Here is a 17,779-nt window from a genome sequence, read left to right on the forward strand (position 1 = left end):
GGTTCGCTCCTCACATCCTGAACACGCCGAAGTTGGTCTCGACCTTGGGTCTGCGCGATGTCACATCTAGCATCAGCGCCATGACGTCACGGGTCTCACAGGGCTCGATCACGCTGTCGATCCAAAGGTTGGAAGCAAAATTATAGGCTCCCTGAAAATCTTCGTATTCCTCGCGGATCGGTGCCTTGAAGGCCTCCTCCTCCTCGGCGGTCCAGTTTCTGCCTTCGCGTTCGTTGATCTGCGCGCGGACCTGAGCTAGCACGCTGGCGGCCTGTTCCGGCCCCATGATCGCCGACCGTCCCGTCGGCCAGGCGAACATTGCGTCCGGCTGGAACGGGCGGCCCAGCATCGCCAGGTATCCGGCCCCGTAAGAGCCACCGGTGATGATTGTGAATTTCGGCACCCGGGCCGAAGACATGGCCGTGATCATCTTCGCACCGGCTTTTGCGATGCCCATCTGCTCGACCTCGCGCCCGACCATGAAGCCGTTCACATCGGCCAGGAACAGCAGCGGAATATCACGCTGCACGCAGAGATTGATGAAATGCGTGGCCTTCAGCGCGGCTTCGACGAAAAGCACACCTGTATTGGCGAGAATACCGACCTCGTGGCCGTGGATGCGACCCCAGCCGGTCATGATCGTGTCGCCATAAAGCGGTTTGAATTCGTGAAAATCGCTCTCATCGACCAACCGAGCCACGATTTCGCGGTTGTCGGTCGGTACCTTGGGGTCGCGGCTGATGAGTCCATAAATCTCTTCGACCGGGTAGGCGGGCGCACGGGGCGCTTCGGGCGTCTTGCGGGGTTGGGGTTTTTCGCCAAGATGGCTGACAATTTCGCGCGTGATGGCCAGAGCATGGGCGTCATCTTCAGCCAAATGGTCGGTCACGCCGGAGACGGACGAATGCATCTTGCCGCCACCCAGTTCTTCGGCTTCGACCTTTTCGCCGGTTGCGGCAAAGGTCAATTCCGGTCCGCCCAGATACATAAAGCCCTGACCGCGCACGATCACCACTTCGTCACAGAGCGCGGGGATATAGGCACCACCCGCAGTGCAGGGCCCCATGACCACGGCGATTTGCGGCACACCATCGCCGGACATGCCAACCTGTTGGTGAAAGATGGACCCGAACTGGCCTTCGTCGGGAAAGATGTTTTCCTGATCCGGCAGGAAGGCGCCGCCGGAGTCCACGAGGGTGATAACGGGCAGACGGTTCTTCCATGCGATCTTCTGCGCCCGCACATGTTTGCGCGATGTCATGCCGAAATAGGTGCCGCCCTTTACCGTGGCATCATTGGCGATGATCATGCATTGACGGCCCTCGATCACACCGATCCCGGTGATGATGCCCGCGCCCGGCGGCACGCCATTGTATTTGTTCAACCCGGCAAGTTCTCCGAGTTCCAGAAATGGTGTGCCCGGGTCGATCAGGCGTTCAATCCGTTCCCGCGGCAGGATCTTGCCCTTCTCCACATGCCGGTCGCGCGCCTTTTTGGGGCCGCCGACACGTTGCAGCAGCCGCAGCGCGTGCAGATCGGAGAGTTTTTCACGGTAGTGTGCGTCATTTGCCCGAAAGTCGTCGGACCCGGTATCAAGCAGGGATTTCATTTTGGTCATGGCAGGTTCGGATATTCCCTGAGAACAAAGGCGACCTTGGCGGCGCCGGGTTTTTCGAAAGTGTCAGCCGCCACCAGGTGAACGTCGGCCTTGAAGACAAGCGCGTCGCGCAGGCGTTGCTCGATCTTCTTCTTGAGGGCGGCGTCATCGGCCGGATCACGACCGGGGCCGCGTTCGACAATCACCGTCAGCGCGCCCTGCGTGGTGTGGCCCTCGAAATCAGCGACGATCCGCATGACGCCATTGGTGTCTGGCACCATCTCGGTGATTACGCTGTTGATGGCGGACGGGAATACATTGGCCCCGCGCACGATCAGCATGTCGTCGGTGCGACCGGTGCAGCGGATCTTGGGGCCGGTGCGCCCGCAGGCGCATTCGGTGTCGATGACCTCGATATAGTCGCCTGACCGGAACCGCACGAGCGGGCTCGCCTGGCGGCCGATCGCGGTATAGATCATCTCGCCCTCGGCGCCCTTTTCCCAGGGAATGATCCTGCCGCTATCGGGATCGAGCAATTCGGTGATGATATAGTCCATGTTGACCATATGCATTCCCGACTGTTCGTCGCACTCGGCCCAGTAAGTCACGCCCAGATCGGTTCCGCCCAGCATCTCACAGCATTTCGCGCCCCAGGCCGCTTCGATCTTGGCGCGGATAGCAGGGATGCCGCCGCCGGGTTCGCCACCGACGATGACCTGTTCCACGCCCAACTCACTAGCCTTGCAGCCCAGCACTTCGGGCGCTTTTTCGGCCAGGTGCAGAACGAAATTCGGAGCACCAACGATGCAGCGCGGGCGCGTATCCGCGCAGGCACGCAGCAGCCGTTCGGCACCGCCATCCGCCCCCACAGGCACGTCGATTGCGCCCATGTACTGCAACCCCTGCATCACGGGGATGCCGCCGACAAAGCCCTTGGCCAGCGAAAACGCGTGCAACACCATATCGCCGGGGCGCACGCCATTGGCAAAGAAGCAGCGCGCTGTCATCTCGTGCCACATCTCGGCGTCGGATTCTGTCAGGGCCACATATGAGGGGCTGCCGGTCGTGCCCGACGAGGCCTGCATCTGGATGATGTCCGACATGGGCGCGGCACGGTGCTTGCCAAAGGGCGGCTCGGCAGCGAGGCTTTCGCGGATCTCGGTCTTGTAGGTATAGGGCAGTTTTTGCAGGTCTGCGATGGTGCGGATATCGTCGAAGTCCACACCGGCCTCGGCGAACTTTTCCTGATAGAAGGTCGAGTTCGCCTTGAGATACGCCATCTGATCGCGCAGCCGCTCTTCCTGAATACGGCGCACCTCGTCGAGCGGTGTGCCCTCGATCGTGTGCCAGAAGCGATCATTTACCTTGTCGGCGGCATCCTGCCGCCTGAAGCGCATTCCAAATTGCATGTCGTTCTCCATGTCGGGCAGAGCGATCAATAAGACCGCGGCAGACCCATGACCTTTTCGCCGATGAAGCTGAGGCACAGCTCGCGGTTCACGGGCGCCGTGCGCAACAAGCGCACCAGCGGGTACATCTCGTATAGTCCCGTATCCTCGGTGAAGCCCGATCCGCCATGCGCCTGCAGCGCGGCGTCCACCGCTTCGATCCCGGCTTCGGCGGCGGCGTATTTTGCCATGTTTGACGACGCCCCTGCCGGCAGTTTGTTGTCAAACTCCCAGGCCGCGCGACGGGTCATCAGGCTGGCCATCTCGACCGCTGTGTGCGCCTTGGCCATCGGGTGCTGCACGCCCTGATGCGCACCGATGGGTTGGCCGAACACATTGCGTTCGGAGGCATAGGCCACGCCCTTGTTCAGGGCGAACCGGCCGATGCCGCAGCACAGGGCGGCCAGGATGATGCGTTCGGGGTTGAGACTGTCGAACAGGATCGAGAACCCTTCGTCCACCTCGCCGACCACATCCTCCGGGCCCAGATCCACCTCGTCGAAGAACAGGGTCCACTGTTCCTCGGGCAGGGGGATCGAGATCTTCACCCGCTGCTTGTCGACGCCCTTTTTCTTCAGATCCACTGCGAACAGGGTAAAGCCGTCGGTCTTGCGGCTGACCTCGGTATGCGGCTTGGTTCGCGCCACGACTAGGCAATAGTCCGAGACCTCGGCGCCAGTGATAAAGGTCTTTTCGCCCGACAGGCTGAACCGGTTGCCCCGACGTTTGGCCAGCGTAGTGGCCTTCATCGTGTTCGACCCGGCGCCCGGTTCCGTGATCGCAAAACAGAACTGGATATCACCGCGGCAGGCCGCCGGCAGCAGCTCTTTCTTGTGGAATTCACTCCCGTGGCTGGCGATATGAGCCAGCGACATGGTCGGCCCGACCACCATCATCAAAAGCGGAATGCCGTGATTGGCGGTGCCTTCCATGAACAGCGCCATTTCGGTCATACCGAGGCCCGCGCCGCCGTATTCCTCAGGCACCATGATGCCGAGAAAACCGTCGTCGGCAACCTGCTTGAACATATCGTGGGGAAACTCGTGCTTGCGCGCGTGTTCCAGCCAATAAGCATTGTCATATGTCTGCGCCAGCTGGCCGCCATAGTCGTAAATCTGGCGTTGTTCGTCGTTCAAAATGAAATCCATGTTTCGTCCTCAAGCCTTGAATTCGGGGGCGCGCCGGTTCTCGAATGCATCGAGGCCCTCCGCCACGTCATCGCTGGGCAGTGCGCGCACGGCGGCATCGCGCTCAAGCCGCATCTGCTGGTCGATACCAAGGTCCGCGCCTTCGCGCGCCAACCGCTTCATCTCGGCGATGCCGGGACGTGAACGGGTGGCGATTTTCTCGCAGTATTCCAGCGCAGACTTGTGCAGGTCCGCATCCGGCACGATGTAGTTGACCAATCCGGCCTCTTTGGCCTCGTCCGACTTGAGCCAGCGGGCCGAGAACATCAGGTCGAGCGCCCTGCGCTGCCCCATCAACCGTGTCAACCGCTGCGAGCCACCCCAACCGGGAATCAGCCCGAATTGCGCGTGCTGATCGCCAAACTGGGCGCTTTCGGCCGCGAAACACACATCGCATGCCAGCATCAGTTCGATCCCGCCGGCCAGACACAACCCCTGCACTGCCACCACGACAGGGAGGGAGGAGGTTTCAAGCGCACGCAGGTTGTTCATGCCAAAGGCGATGAAATGGTCCAGCGCGGCGGGATCGTTCAATTTACCTTTCACTTCCACCAGATCGGCGCCGGTGCAAAAGTTCTTGCCTTGCGCCCGGATGAGGATCGCCCGAATATCCGGGTTCGCCTCGAATTCCGACCGCGCAGCAGAAATGCGCTCATGCACGTCAAGTGACAGGCAATTGAATTTCTCGGGGCGGGCCAGTTCGATGATGCCGGTGTTGCCCTCGGAAGTGACGAGGATGGGGCCGCTCATTTGGCGGCTCCCTTCGCCTTCTTGTCATACTGCAGCGCCATGCGACCGACCTTCTCGCGGGCGATCACCAGCTTCTGGATCTGCGCGGTCCCGTCACCGATCTGCAAGCCGAGCACATCGTTGTAGCGCTGGTGGTGGGGCAGGTCGGTGGTGTAGCCGTAATGTCCGTGCAGGATCAGGCACTGGTGCAGGATCTCGCAGGCGGTTTTGGGCAGGTACCATTTGCACATGGCGGCCTGAGAGGTGTGGGGCAGGCCACGGTCGCGCAGGTCCAGCGTGTAATAGCAAAGCTGGCGCATCATGGTAAGTTGGGTCTCGGCCTCGGCCAAGGGAAAGCTGACACCCTGATACTGCACGATTGGGGCCCCGAATGCCTCGCGCTCCTGAACGTAGGCCCAGGTTTCATCCACCGACGCTTGCGCGGCCCCCAGGCACTCCAGCCCGATCAGTGCGCGGGAATAGTCGAAGCCCGCCATGATCGTGCCAAAGGCACGGTCCTGTTCCGCCATCATGTTTTCAGCCGGCACGAAAACATCGTCAAAGAAAACCGAGCCGCGCCCGACAGGCTTGGTGCCGATGTCGTCAAAATGGGTGCGCTTGATGCCTTCCTGGTTCAGATCGACGAAAAAGGCGCTGACCCCGCGTGAGCCGCCGTCAGGATCGCCGGTACGGGCAAAGACGACCGCCGCATCCGCCTGACTGGCAAAACTCATGGATGTCTTTTCACCGTTCAGCCGCCAGCCGTTGCCGGATTTCTCGGCCCTCAGAATCAGGTTCGCCGCATCCGAACCGCCGCGCGGCTCTGTCAGGCCCAGGCCAATGACAGCATCACCCGAAACAACCTTGGGCACCCATTCCGACGCGATGTCCTTGGAGGCATGTTTGGCAACCATTCCGCCCATGAGAGAGCCCAGAAGCTGCACGTAACTTGCGTTGAAATCAGCATAGGCGATCTCTTCGACGATCAGCCCTGACGTGACAGAGCTTTCGCCGAGTCCCCCGAATTCCTCGGGCAGATCGGCCCCGATCAGCCCCAGTGCGCCCATCTCCTTGATCAGCGCACGGTCGAATGTATGGCCGCTGGCGCGTTCTTGATATGTGGGCGCAAGCCTTTCAGTTGCGAAGCGCTTTGCGGTCTCGCGAAACGCCTTCTGATCGTCTGTAGGCTGGAATTGCATCGGTGCTCCTCCCCATGAGCGAAAATCTTCTTTCCAAAAAAATCTAACAAATGTTAGAATGTAGATCAAGTGCAGTTTTGAGGAGGAGAACCAAAGTGAAAAATAGACCAGATGGAAGCTTTGAAACCATGCTCTCGCCCATCCGCGCAGGCCAGCATACGTTGCGAAATCGTGTCATCATGGGGTCGATGCACACGCGGTTGGAAACCGAGCCCGACGGCATAGCCAAACAGATCGCATTTTACGCCGAGCGTGCGCGGGGGGAGGCGGCGATTCTGGTCACCGGCGGGTTTTCGCCCAATGCCGAGGGCATATTCGATCCAGAAGGTCCGAGAATCGATGACCCGGAAGAAGCGCTTGACCTGCGCCCGATCTGCGAGGCGGTGCAGGCCGAAGGCAGCCTGATCTGCGCGCAACTCCTCCACGCCGGGCGCTATGCCAAGATCGAAGGCTGTGTCGCCCCGTCGCCGATCCGCGCTCCGATCAACCGTTTCATCCCGCGTGAAATGACCGAAGCCGACATTCTCCGTACCATCGAGGATTTTGCCGTGGCGGCCGCCAATGCGCAGGCCGCAGGCTTTGATGGCGTCGAGATCATGGGGTCCGAGGGATACCTGATCAACGAATTCACCGTCACCCATACCAACAAGCGCCAAGACGACTGGGGCGGCAGCGCCGCGAACCGCCACCGATTCCCGGTCGAGATCGTGCGCGCGGTGCGCGAACGTTGCGGCCCCGACTTTCTGGTCATCTACCGGATTTCGGCGGCCGATCTGATCGAGGGCGGCGCGCCCGCCGATGAAATTGCCGCACTGGCCCGCAAGATCGAGGCCGCAGGTGCGGATATTCTGAACACCGGCATCGGCTGGCACGAGGCCCGCGTGCCGACGATCGCCTATCCGGTGCCGCGCGGTGCCTGGCGCAAGGCGGCAGCCAACGTGAAAGCGGCCGTGTCGATCCCGGTGGTCGCCTCGAACCGGATCAACACACCCCAGCTTGCCGAAGACATACTTGCCTCTGGCGATGCGGACATGATCTCGATGGCGCGCCCGTTTCTGGCCGATCCGCATTTCGTGAAAAAGGCGCGAGAGGGCCGCGCGGACGAGATCAACACCTGCATCGCCTGCAACCAGGCCTGTCTGGATTTCATCTTTTCTGACCGTCCGGTCGGATGTCTGGTCAATCCAAAGGCCGGGCGTGAAACGGAATTCCGGGATACGCCAGCCGACACGCCAAAGAAAGTGGCCGTCGTTGGCGGTGGTGCCGCGGGCATGGCCACAGCCGCCGAGGCGGCGCGGCTGGGCCATGCTGTCACGCTGTTCGAGGCGCAGGACAAGCTGGGCGGTCAGCTGAATCTGGCCCGCGCCGCACCGGGCAAGGACGAATTCGACGAAACCCTTCGGTATTATGCCGGTCAGATGCAAAAACACGGGGTCACGCAGCGTCTGCGGCAGCGTGCTGACGTGAGCGATCTTGAAGGCTTCGACCATGTGGTTATCGCCACCGGGGTCATGCCGCGCATTCCCGACCTGCCGGGTATCGACCATCACAGCGTCGCGACTTACGCCGAAATTCTGTCCGGCGACCGTCTGGCGGGCGACCGTGTCGTCGTGATGGGGGCAGGGGGCATCGGTCATGATGTGGCCGAGTTCTTGGTGACCGAACCCGCCAAGACTGCCAACTCCGACGTCTTTTGCGAAACCTGGGGTGTGGACCCCGAATTTGTATCGTCGGGTGCCCTGGCGGGCGACCCTCTGGCACCGAAACCGTCGCGCCGCAAGGTCGTTATGCTGCAACGCAAGACGGCCAAACCGGGCGCGGGGCTTGGTGTTTCGACAGGGTGGATCCTGCGCAACGCGCTGCGCAAACATGGGGTCGAGGCAATGGGCGGCGTGACCTATGAACGTATCGACGATGCGGGACTGCATATCGTCGCGGACGGAATGCCAAAGGTCATTGCGGCCGATACAATTGTGCTATGCACCGGTCAGGAACCGGAACGGACCCTGGCCCAAGAGCTTGCCGCGCGCGGCGTCCCGGTTACGATGATCGGCGGGGCAAAAGAGGCCGCTGAACTGGATGCGCTGCGCGCCATTGATGAGGGCGTGCGCCTGGCGCAGGGTCTCTGAACCGAAGGCCGGGCAAGGGGTAAACCATGCTGACCGACGTCATCCGCGCGGGGCGCGCTGATCTGTATTCGATCTTTCGAACCCGCGCGCAAGACTGCGCCCGCGCCCTGGCCATCGAGGACGGCAGCAGGAAATTGACCTATGCCGAGCTGCTGGAGCGGGTCGATCGTCTGGCTGCCGTGTTTCTGGCCAGGGGCGTTGCGCCGGGCGACAGGATTGCGATCCTGTCGCACAACCGCTCTGAATACCTGGAGGTCGAACTCGCCGCAGCGGGAATCGGCGCGATCGTCGCCTGTCTGAACTGGCGGCTTGCTTCCGATGAACTGCGGCACTGCATAGATCTGGTCGCGCCGGTTCTCGCGGTCGTCGAACCGGACCTTTCAGAAGCTTACCGGGCCGTCGCGGCAACGCCCTGTCTGATTATCGGGCCGGATTTGGAAACGGCCATTGCCGCGGCCGGACCGGACCCGCGCATCGGAACCATGGTCGACGATCCAGAGGCTGGTCTGACGATCCTTTATACCTCAGGGACCACGGGCCTGCCCAAGGGCGCGCTCATCAGCCACCGCGCGCATATCGCCAGATCCATGGCTTTTGCGGCGCAGCTGGCGCTGGACCCCGGCGACGGGTTTATCGCCTGGGCGCCAATGTTCCACATGGCGTCCACCGATCATGGGTTGGCGACGGTCCTGCGGGGCGGAACCGTGGTGATGGTTGACGGTTTGCAGCCTGCGGTCATCAACGAGGCTCTGTCGCGCCACCGGATCGGCTGGTTCGTGATGATGCCCGGTGCGCTGGACGCCTTTATCGCAGAACGACGCGCCAACCCTTTGCCGCTGAAGGGTATCAAAGTTTGCGGCGCCATGGCCGATCTGGTGCCGCCGCATCAGATCGCGGAACTGACAGCCCTTCTCCACACACCCTATCTGAATTCCTTCGGCGCAACCGAAACCGGCCTGCCGCCGGGGTCCGCCGATCTAATTGCGCCAGGTGTGACTCCGGACCGCCTTTCCAAGCGCATCAGCGCACTTTGCGAGGTTCGGCTCGTCGATCCCGACGACCAAGAAGTGACGGATGGAACGCCAGGCGAAATGGCTGTGCGGGGTCCGACATTGTTTTCAGGGTACTGGAACGCGGACGACGCCAATGCCCATGACTTTCGCAACGGCTTTTTCCACATGGGCGACTTGTTCCGGCGCAATGCGGACGGAACCATCGACTTTGTGGACCGGGCCAAATACTTGATCAAGACCGGCGGCGAGAACGTCTATCCTGCGGAGATCGAGCGTGTTCTTCTATCTCATCCCGGGGTGGTCGATGCCGCAGTCGTACGGGCATTTGACGTGAAATGGGGCGAAAGTCCGGTGGCCTTTGTCGCCCGCGGCAAGGACGGGCCGGATGCCGAAGCGCTGATGAATTTGTGCCGCGACAACCTCGCAGGCTACAAACGGCCGCGCGAAATTCGCTTCATCGCGTTCGAGGATTTTCCCAGATCGACCAGCGGAAAGGTCCAGCGGCATGTCCTAGAAGCGCGGCTCGCAGATTAATTTTTGCTCCGACCCGATCGTCACCCCGCCACGCCCGTTCGCCCCACTAGCGAAATAAGCGTTCCTGTCATCGTTGCGACGAGCTTCTCATCCCCGCCCTTTGGAGTAGCCCCCTGAAAGTGGTCCACCAACCGGGATAGATTGACCCGCGATTGACGTGCTGCCCTCTGTCGGACCACACGGCTGGAGTTTTCCCGGGGGTTTGAGCTCAGGCGGATTCTTCGATCCCTGAGCCATTCATCAGCGCGATCGGTGGTTTGTTCCCGGTTGCGCTGTGGGGGCAGCAGGTCACCCGGCGCTTCGCACGGACGGGCATGGAATGCCGGCAAGTGCCGGTTGGGGCTGCTGCGGGCCTTCAAGGGAAAGTCGGCGACTATCCGATGTGCGGGACAGAGCGGGTATTCACCAAGCGAACTCAAACGTCCGGTTCTGCACTGCGGCCCGACAGAACGATATCAAGTGATCGGCGATCAGCCGATTGCACCTGTGTAACAGTCTTCTTCGGCCCTCCTGTCTGCATGATCTGGGACAGGTAAGAATTGCGCCGTCTGATGAAGTCACGCAGAAGAGTCGGGTAGTCTTCACTGACGGCACTCTTCACAGAAACCCGACGCTCCAGTTCATATCGCCAGGCCCTTACACGGGCAAGCCCTGTGAAGACGCCAAACTCTCCGATGGCGTCAAAAACGTCGAAATAGCGGAAGACCGGGCCGAATACGACATCGACGAGGCTGAACTGGTGGCCGTCGAACCATGGTCCCTCCCCAAGCTCCGCGTCCAGCCGAAGGAATTTTGCGCGGAGCGCCGCGACTTTTGCTTCCAACGCTTTATCGTTCGGCGCCGAGTAGAACCCCGCAATGTCGTTCAAGACAGCAGATCCAAATTCAATCCAGGCACGGTGGCGGGCGCGATCGAGAGCGTCGTGCGGATGAAGTGCGTGGGGTTGTGTATCCTCAAGATATTCGAGGATAACCGCAGATTCGAAAATCGGCGTCCCGTTCACAACCAGGACAGGCGTCTTGCCCAGCGGAGATATGGCAAGAAACCAGTCGGGCTTGTTCGAAAGATCGATGTGAGTTCTCTCGAACGTGACACCTTTCTCAGTGAGCGAGATCGCTGCGCGCTGCACATATGGGCAGAGCGCATGGCTAATGAGGTGGAGGCTCATGTTGTCTCTCCCTCCATCTGCACGTTGCCGGGCGCGAAGGAGGGGCTGAGGGCGAAACGGCCGTCGCCCAGAAGTCCTTGCACGACGGCAAGCAGCGTCAGATAGGCCGGGTATTCCCACCCGCCGTTCTCGTATCCGAACATCCAGCCGTTTCCTGAGTGAGCCCAGGTTGCTCCGGCCAAGATGGGCACGGTCGCCGACGCGACCCACCGAGCCTGTACGCCGAGGACCAAAAGGGCACCGGCAATCGCCTCGACTGCAAAGATCATATAGGCAAACCAGCCGGGCAGCCCGATCGAAACGAAGAACTGCGCCGTTCCGGGAAGTGTGAAAATGAAGAGCTTGAGAAACAGGCTGTGCGCCAGGAACATGATACCGAGTGCTATACGGAGCAGGAATATCCCAAATTCTGTGAGGTGCGATTGTGACATGATATGATCCCATATGTCGATGCATTTGCATCTATATATAGCGCGTCACATGCGACGTCAAGGTTGATGCACTTACATGTATATGATATGTGCTGGATATGAACGAGATTGACCATGCTACTGAGGCCGCCTGGACAGCCCTCATGACTAAAAGCCGCGTTTTGCTTGAGGCTGTCGAATCGTCTCTGAAATCGGCAGGATACCCGCCACTTGCATGGTATGACGCGCTTCTCGAACTCGAGAAGGCAGGCCCGGACGGACTCCGTCCATTCGAACTCAAAGACCGGATTTTGTTACCCCAATACGGTACATCGCGGTTGCTGGACCGCATGGTGAAAGCAGGGCTGGTGGACCGACGGAACTGCTCGGAAGATGGGCGAGGTCAAAACATTTCTATCTCTGAAAAGGGTAAATCTGTCAGGAGGGCGATGTGGCCGATCTATGAACGGGTTCTGTCGGAAAGGATCGGCGCAAAGCTGAAACCCAAAGACGCCGCTCAATTGGCCACGCTACTCTCAAGGCTCTGAAGTCTCGGTCGACTGACGCGAAACCTGTCTGTGACTTTCCACGCTAAGTGGCCCTGATTTTTTTCACGTTAATTGGCCGACAGTTGCCTATGTCGGTGTGCGAAGGGTGTTTCGGGCTGTTCCGACGTCCTTTCGCATCCAACAGACTTCTGCGTGATCGTTGATAAATCCCATGGCCTGCATGAATGCATATACGGTGGTCGGTCCCACGAATTTGAAGCCAAGCTTTCGTAGATCTTTGGACAGGGTCTCGGACGCTGGTGATTTGGACCGCATTTGTGGCAGTGCGTCGTCCTTGGCAGGTTCATATAGCCAGATGAATGCAGCGAAGGAGCCTTCCTCTTGGACGACCTCGAAAGTACGGCGAGCGTTGTTGATCACGGCTTCGATCTTGCCTCGATAGCGAACAATTCCTTCATCGGCAAGTAGGCGCTCAATGTCGTTGTCGTCAAAGTTCGCAACTCCCGAAAGTCGAACCCGGCGAAGGCAGCACGAAAATTCTCGCGCTTGGCCAGAATGGTGCGCCAGCTCAGCCCTGACTGGAAACTCCGGCGTGACGGCAGCCCATCGGCACCGTGGGCGTCCATCCGTTCCAATTACGGTTGCAGCATCAGGCCGCTGCAGCATAAACTTGAACAGAAACCGAACCAGATCCTCCGTTACGATACAGTCTCAGCTCTCCGAAAAACCCTGACGACGGACAATCGGCGACCGCACTGCTAAAGGCTAACATTACCGCTTGGCAGGTCTGAACCTGCTGGCGGCGATCTGGATACCGCGCGAGCCTACGGGAAACGGTTGGCCGAGGTCGCGAGCCGCTGGAACAGCTGATCCAGCTGTCTGAATAATCGGCCCGGCCGCCCGGATCGGATGTGCTGCGGCCGGGTTGCGCTCAGTCCGCGACCCCCGCCCGCCCGATCAGCGCCATGAGCGTTCCGGTCATCGTTGCGACGAGCTTTTCATCCTGGCCCTTCACGGCATAGGCACGCGCCTCGCATATGGTCAGCGTCCTGCCTGGTTTCACCACGTCAGCGACGAAGCGAAACCGTGCGCCGTCCGCCGGGTTGAGTAGGTTGATCTTGAATTCGGCCGTCAACACTGCCGCGTCCGCTGGCATCAGCGAAAAGGCCGCGTATCCGCAGGCGCTGTCCAGCGCTGTCGACACGATTCCGGCATGCAAAAACCCATGCTGCTGGGTCAGTGCAACCTGATGTGCCATTTCCAGAACGATGCGGCCGGGTAACAACTCGGCAATGCTGATCCCCAACGTGTTCATTGCCTTCTGGCGATCGAAACTGTTGCGCACGCGTGCGTCATAGTCGGGGTTTTTCGGTTTGAATTGTGTCATGGCGGGTCTTCCTCTTCGATTTCATTCGTCAATGACCAATCTTAGGCGGTCTTTGAGGCGCGTATCTTGTAGCAAAAGGTCAAAACGACGCGGAATAGACAGAGCGCGCAACGCGCCGGGCGGTTTGCCGGCGAAGATCCGGCAAGCGGCGGACAAGTGAGATTGATCGTAATATCCGGCGTCCAGCGCCAGATCGCTCAGCGGCAGGGTCTTTGACGCAAGCTGCCCGAGAGCCCGGCGAAAGCGTCGCAAGGTCGCAAGCCGCCGCCGCGACACGCCGGTTTCCGCCCGCACCTTTCGACGTTTGGTCCGGTCGCTGTAAGCTCCGGTTGGTGCGGCAAAGCGCAGGTCTCTCGCAAGGCCGTCAAGCACCGCGATGAGCGCAGGCAGGTCATCGTCCCCGGTCTGAATCCGGGCCAGTTCTGAGGCCAGCATGTCCAGCCCTGTGGAGTCGGGAAATCGCTGCGGTCGTGACGACAGTCGCAGCCCGGCCACGACACCCTGGAATGGCCTTGGGCGGGGCGAAAAATAGGGGCGCGGTTCTGCCAGCGATACGCGCCCGCCGCCGCTGTCGTCGCGCGTTACCGAAAGGGTAAAGAGGTCGGTTGCGAACCGCCCGCGTCCACCACCGCTCAGCACACCGGTATCGCGGAACACGAACAAATGGTCGATCTGTTTGGCCGCTTCCTCAGTCGGCGCCAGTTCGAGATAAAGCGGCGGCGCCATCAGGTTACTTGACGAAAGCATCCCGGTTCTCGGCGACGAAATCGGCAAATCGGCGCGCCGGGCGTCCCATCACATCGCTGACCGTGGTCTCGATGCCGGCAAGGTAGCCCTTGGGCGCGATGGAAGCCAATTCGACCATGGCTCTGGCGACCTCGTCCTGCATTCCGCCAGCCACCATGCCCGCCTTGGCATTTTCGGCCGACAGGGGTGCGCAGGTGACAGTGCGCCCGGTCACCCTGGACAGGAGGGCGGCGATATCTTCTCCGGTAAGAGCTTCGGGCCCGGTCAGACCAAGAGCCTTGCCTTCGTACCCCGGAGCGGTCAGCGCCTCGGCGGCGACATCCGCGATGTCGCGGGCGTCGACCCAGGCCACAGGGCCGCCCAGATCGTCGTAATAGACCCCATCTTTTGCAATATTGCCGGCCTGCCAGAGCAGGTTCTGCATGAAATAGGTCGGCTGGACGAAGGTCCAGTCAAGGCCGCTTTGCTTCAGCAGTTCCTGGGTTTCGGAATGCCATTTCCCAAATGTCAGCCCCGCCTTGGGCGAGGCGCCAAGCCCGGTGGCCACGACAACATGGCGCACCCCCGCGGTCTTGGCCGCCGCGATCACATTCGCCTTCCACTGACGCATGTCCAGATGGGCAGGCGTGACCAGGTATATCTTTTCTGCCCCGTCACAGGCCCGCGCCAGCGCGGCAGGGTCCGTGAAATTCGCAACGACCGCCTCGCATCCTTTGGCTTTTAGCGCATCGAGCCTGGAAGGGTCGCTGGTGACAGCACGCACGGTCGCGCCTTTTGCCATAAGCGTATCGACAAGAGGGGCGCCGGTGGTGCCCGTGGCTCCGAAAACAGTGATCATGGCTTTTCCTTTTGCAGGTCTGCGATGGGTTGAATGGTTTCCGGGTTGCTGATCGACGACAGATCGCCCGGATCTTCGCCCAGAAAGGCCGCGCGCACGATCCGGCGCATGGTTTTCATGCTGCGGGTCTTGGGCAGGGCCTCGACAAAGTGGATCTCGCGCGGGCGGAAGGGTTTCGAGACGATCTCTCCGACCCGATCCTTGAGCCGCTCCACAAGCTCTGCGTCAGGCGTGACGCCCTGGGCTGCCACACAGACGCAGACGACGGCCACGCCTTTGATATCGTCGGGTGCAGCAATGGCAGCGGCGTCCACCACCTCTCCGGTTTCGGTCAGGGCCGCCTCAATCTCGGGCGGGCCGATGCGTTTGCCGGCGATGTTCAGCGTGTCGTCGGACCGGCCCAGGATATACCATGTCCCGTCCGGATCGCAGCGCACCCAATCTCCGTGTCGCCACATGCCCGGGAAGGTGGACCAATAGGTTTCAAGGTAGCGCTCGCGGTCGCCCCGGATGGCCGGGGTCAAACCCAAAGGCGGTTGAGTCACCACCAGTTCCCCCACCTCGCCCGGCGCGGCTTCACTGCCGTTTTCCCGCAGCACCTTGGCGCCGACGCCAAGTGCCTGGGCCGAAAATCCGCCGGGCTTGATCTCGTGTAGCACGGTCGAGGTCAGGATCGCGCCAAAAAGCTCGGTCCCGCCCGAGATGTTCAGCGGCACGGCGCGGCGGCGGCAGATATGATCGAGCTGCCAGAGCCAGGCGTCGTCGGTCCAAGGTTCACCGGTCGAGGCGACAATCCGCAGGGGCGACAGGTCGTAGCCCGACAAAGTTTCCGTATCCTGCGTCATGAACTGCCGTATCAGAGTCGGGGCCACGCCGAGATGTGTGACCTCCATTTCGGACGCAAGACGCAGCAGCCTGAAGGGATCGCCGGACATTGATGGTGCGCCCTCGGCCAGTACCAGAGTCGAACCGGCCAAGAGCACCGACAATAGGGTGAGCGGTCCCATGACCCACCCCATGTCGGTCATCCAGAGGTGCCGGTCGTCCCGTTTCATGTCGAGACAAAGCAGGATATCGGCCGTGGCCTTCGCCTGCACGCCCAAATGGGTATGCACGACGCCCTTGGGCCGCCCGGTGGTGCCCGAAGTATAGGCGATCAGAAAGGTGTCTTCGGCCTTGACCGGAACGGCGGCAAACTCCGGACTGGCGCGGCCTATGGTTTCGCTCCAGTCCAGATCGCGGACCGGATCGGCCACTGCACCGCCGAACCGTCGCAGGCTGATAACGGTATGAACCGATGGTACGTCGGTCAAAGCCTGGGCAAGGGTCGCCTCCATCCAGACCGGCTTGCCTCGTCGGGGTGTGGCATCCGCTGTCAACACCGCTACGGCATCCGCATCGCTCAGGCGCGATACGATGGCATGGGGCGCAAAGCCGGAGAACAGCGGTACCGCAACCGCGCCCAGCCGCGCGATACCCAGAAGCGCGGCCTCGATTTCGGGGATCATCGGCATATAAATGCCCACCGCCTGACCCGGCATTACACCGCGCGCGGCAAGGGCCGAGGCGACGCGGGAGGCTTCGGCGGCAAGGTCGAAGTAGGTCCAGCGACGGCGGCTTCCGTCTTCACCGACCCAGTCGATTGCGGTCTTGTCGCCCAGGCCATCGGCAATTCGGGCGTCAAGACAGGTTTCTGTCAGATTCAACGTGCCTCCCACGGCCCATCTGATCGATTCGGGCCCTGTGGAGATATCTCGCAACCGGGTGTAAGGCTGCGCGAACCGCATGCCGGCATGGTCGATGATCCGGCCCCAGAACCATTCGGGCTCTTCGTTCGATAGGCCGACGAGCTCCTCGTAGCTGTCAATCTCACAGTCATTCAGAAAAGCGGTCAGCGTGCTTGTTCGCTGGATTTCAGAGCTTGGCTGAAACATTCGCAACCTTTCTACAATAAAAAGGGGCCGCACATAAGGCGCGGCCAGTCGAGGAGTAACTCTTGGCACGGTTTGGCAGCAGCGCCTTGTCTCCGTCGCAGCTGTCAGCGTTTCAACCGTGCATGGACAAGCCGCCCGAAACCGAAATCACCTGACCGGTGATGAATCCCGCGTCGTCGGACGACAGAAAACAGATGATGCCCGGGTAATCTGACGGCTGCGCCAGGCGCTTCATCGGAATCGCCCGCTTGAGACCCTCAGCGATCTTTTGACCGGCCTCGCCTTCGGCAACCTGCGCGAACAGAGGCGTGTCGGTCGGTCCGGGGGCGACCGCGTTCAATTGAATGCCATTGCGTGCAAGTTCGCGCGCCACGGTCTTGGTAAACGAGATGATGCCACCTTTGCAGGCCGAATACACAGCCTCGCCGGATGATCCGACGCGTCCGGCGTCGGACGCGATATTGACCACGCGGCCGCTGCCGTTCTTGACCATGCCCGGAAGCACCGCGTGATGCATGTTGAGCGGGCCATAAAGATTGATGTCGATGACCTTTTTCCAAAGATCGGCATCGGTATCGAGGAACGGTTTGATCACGTCCCAGCCGGCGTTGTTCACCAGCACGTCAATCGGGCCTCCGGCCTCGAACGCGGCCACTGCCATGTCGACCTGAGAACGATCGGTGATGTCCGCTTTGAAGGCCTGGGCCTTTCCACCCGCGTCGATGATCAGTCGGACAGTTTCATCCGCCCCATCCTTGTTCAGATCGAAAACGGCAACTTCGGCGCCCTCTGCGCCGAACCGTTCGCAAACCGCTCGGCCGATGCCGCTCCCACCGCCGGTCACGACGACCCGTTTTCCACTCAATCCTCGCATGTGGAGGTCCTCCTCTTCCGTTGCACCTTGAAAAGAGTTGATTCGACACTCTCTCGGATGTATTCTAACGTCTGTT

The 17,779-nt window shown here is 60.9% G+C and carries 15 protein-coding genes and 1 pseudogene; 3 read left to right on the top strand and 13 right to left on the bottom strand.

Features of this window, described 5'->3' with window-relative positions; translation table 11 throughout:
- Positions 1-10: 10 nt before the first annotated feature.
- The 5 genes from ACU0DV_RS02780 to ACU0DV_RS02800 are packed head-to-tail and all read right to left on the bottom strand — an operon-like array spanning position 11 to position 6,229.
- Positions 11-1,618 (bottom strand): acyl-CoA carboxylase subunit beta, encoded by a 1,608-nt coding sequence (locus ACU0DV_RS02780; protein WP_088652161.1) that lies wholly within the window; start codon positions 1,616-1,618, stop codon positions 11-13.
- A complete protein-coding gene (locus ACU0DV_RS02785; RefSeq protein ID WP_271109768.1) occupies positions 1,615-3,006 on the bottom strand; it encodes a phenylacetate--CoA ligase family protein in 1,392 nt (463 codons plus the stop codon). The genes ACU0DV_RS02780 and ACU0DV_RS02785 overlap by 4 nt, the downstream gene beginning before the upstream one ends.
- Before the next feature lie 26 nt (positions 3,007-3,032).
- A complete protein-coding gene (locus tag ACU0DV_RS02790) occupies positions 3,033-4,193 on the bottom strand; it encodes an acyl-CoA dehydrogenase family protein (RefSeq protein WP_271109767.1) in 1,161 nt (386 codons plus the stop codon).
- Positions 4,194-4,202: 9 nt separating this feature from the next.
- Positions 4,203-4,982, bottom strand: coding sequence for an enoyl-CoA hydratase/isomerase family protein (locus tag ACU0DV_RS02795; RefSeq protein WP_271109766.1), 780 nt, complete (start codon positions 4,980-4,982; stop codon positions 4,203-4,205).
- Positions 4,979-6,229: an acyl-CoA dehydrogenase family protein gene (locus tag ACU0DV_RS02800; RefSeq protein ID WP_446273473.1), complete on the bottom strand. Its 1,251-nt coding sequence runs from the start codon at positions 6,227-6,229 to the stop codon at positions 4,979-4,981. Before ACU0DV_RS02800 ends, ACU0DV_RS02795 begins: the two co-directional genes overlap by 4 nt.
- 59 nt (positions 6,230-6,288) lie before the next feature.
- Between ACU0DV_RS02800 and ACU0DV_RS02805 the strand changes: the two genes are divergently transcribed.
- Positions 6,289-8,289 (top strand): FAD-dependent oxidoreductase, encoded by a 2,001-nt coding sequence (locus tag ACU0DV_RS02805; RefSeq protein ID WP_271109771.1) that lies wholly within the window; start codon positions 6,289-6,291, stop codon positions 8,287-8,289.
- A gap of 26 nt (positions 8,290-8,315) precedes the next feature.
- On the top strand, positions 8,316-9,836 hold the full coding sequence (locus tag ACU0DV_RS02810) for a class I adenylate-forming enzyme family protein (protein ID WP_088652157.1): 1,521 nt from the start codon (positions 8,316-8,318) through the stop codon (positions 9,834-9,836).
- Between the two features lie 415 nt (positions 9,837-10,251).
- Here ACU0DV_RS02810 and ACU0DV_RS02815 read toward each other — a convergent pair whose 3' ends face one another.
- Together ACU0DV_RS02815 and ACU0DV_RS02820 are read right to left on the bottom strand one after the other, a co-directional pair.
- The gene (locus tag ACU0DV_RS02815) at positions 10,252-11,004 is read right to left on the bottom strand and encodes a glutathione S-transferase family protein (RefSeq protein ID WP_088652156.1); all 753 of its coding nucleotides are present in this window, start codon (positions 11,002-11,004) and stop codon (positions 10,252-10,254) included.
- On the bottom strand, positions 11,001-11,435 hold the full coding sequence (locus tag ACU0DV_RS02820; RefSeq protein WP_040608736.1) for a DoxX family protein: 435 nt from the start codon (positions 11,433-11,435) through the stop codon (positions 11,001-11,003). Before ACU0DV_RS02820 ends, ACU0DV_RS02815 begins: the two co-directional genes overlap by 4 nt.
- A gap of 98 nt (positions 11,436-11,533) precedes the next feature.
- Between ACU0DV_RS02820 and ACU0DV_RS02825 the strand changes: the two genes are divergently transcribed.
- Positions 11,534-11,962, top strand: a complete 429-nt coding sequence (locus ACU0DV_RS02825) for a MarR family winged helix-turn-helix transcriptional regulator (protein ID WP_084658444.1) — start codon at positions 11,534-11,536, stop codon at positions 11,960-11,962.
- Positions 11,963-12,049: 87 nt separating this feature from the next.
- Here ACU0DV_RS02825 and ACU0DV_RS02830 read toward each other — a convergent pair.
- The 6 genes and pseudogenes from ACU0DV_RS02830 to ACU0DV_RS02855 all read right to left on the bottom strand — a co-directional run bounded on the left by ACU0DV_RS02830 (position 12,050) and on the right by ACU0DV_RS02855 (position 17,703).
- Positions 12,050-12,549: pseudogene (locus tag ACU0DV_RS02830) on the bottom strand (DNA-3-methyladenine glycosylase I).
- Positions 12,550-12,854: 305 nt separating this feature from the next.
- Positions 12,855-13,310, bottom strand: a complete 456-nt coding sequence (locus ACU0DV_RS02835) for a PaaI family thioesterase (protein ID WP_088652155.1) — start codon at positions 13,308-13,310, stop codon at positions 12,855-12,857.
- Between the two features lie 21 nt (positions 13,311-13,331).
- Positions 13,332-14,036 carry a helix-turn-helix domain-containing protein gene (locus ACU0DV_RS02840; protein WP_254698509.1) on the bottom strand — a complete coding sequence of 235 codons (705 nt, stop codon included), beginning with the start codon at positions 14,034-14,036 and terminating at the stop codon, positions 13,332-13,334.
- Positions 14,037-14,040: 4 nt separating this feature from the next.
- Positions 14,041-14,895 carry an SDR family oxidoreductase gene (locus tag ACU0DV_RS02845; protein WP_088652153.1) on the bottom strand — a complete coding sequence of 285 codons (855 nt, stop codon included), beginning with the start codon at positions 14,893-14,895 and terminating at the stop codon, positions 14,041-14,043.
- Positions 14,892-16,829: an AMP-binding protein gene (locus ACU0DV_RS02850; RefSeq protein WP_100931406.1), complete on the bottom strand. Its 1,938-nt coding sequence runs from the start codon at positions 16,827-16,829 to the stop codon at positions 14,892-14,894. Before ACU0DV_RS02850 ends, ACU0DV_RS02845 begins: the two co-directional genes overlap by 4 nt.
- Before the next feature lie 112 nt (positions 16,830-16,941).
- Positions 16,942-17,703 (bottom strand): glucose 1-dehydrogenase, encoded by a 762-nt coding sequence (locus ACU0DV_RS02855; RefSeq protein ID WP_088652151.1) that lies wholly within the window; start codon positions 17,701-17,703, stop codon positions 16,942-16,944.
- Positions 17,704-17,779: the final 76 nt, after the last annotated feature.

Source organism: Sagittula sp. (genome assembly GCF_052825245.1).